Genomic DNA, 711 nt, shown 5'->3' with positions numbered 1-711 from the left:
GACACGCTGGGCCTGACGCTGACCGTGATCGTCCCGCGCCCCGCGCTGGTCCGCGAGGGCCGGCGCCGCGGCATCGACGTCCGGCTCATCGGCCCGCGCGACGACGCAGCCACGGCATCGGAAGAGGCGCTGGAGCGGCGCACCGACACCCTGACACCCCGCCAGGCCGGCCGGCTGCACGCGGGCACCCGGCAGCTGCTGGCGCAGCTGCACCACGAACGCGGCATCGCCCTGCTGCTCGTCTGGAACGGCCGTCAGGTCGCCGGCCTCGCCGCAACCGGTTTCGCCCGGGAAGCCGATGTGCCGGTACTCTTCCTCCAGGCACCATGGCTGGCCGGCCGACTGATGGCCGACCCCTGCGGGACGCACCTTGCGAGCAGCATCCACGCCGCACCGCAGCGGCTCGACGCCTACCCGGTCAGCGAGCGGGCATACCTGCGCTGGCACGGGCTCTACCGCACCCGCCGCCGGGAAAGCGCGTCGGTCCCCGCCGGCTCCCCTACCCCACCGGCAGGCAGCCCCGGCCGCTGGCTCGACCGCCTGTACACGCGGCTCGGCGCATCGGCGGTGCCCGCGCCCCCGGCCCGCCGCCGCCAGCTACGCCAGCAGCGGGCCGTGAGCGCCCAGCTCAGCGCCCTGCGTGACCCGATGCCCGGACGCTACGCGCTGTACATCGCCCAGCCCGACGACGATCCCCTGGTCGCGCTGGAC

At 75.7% G+C, this 711-nt stretch carries 1 protein-coding gene; it reads left to right on the top strand.

Going from position 1 to position 711, the window contains the following annotated elements:
- Positions 1-711: hypothetical protein (locus G7A99_RS22960; RefSeq protein WP_163144348.1), on the top strand; the 711-nt coding region annotated here is incomplete at both ends.

This window comes from Arhodomonas sp. KWT (assembly GCF_010993615.1).
This window is presented reverse-complemented; position numbering and strand designations above follow the sequence as displayed.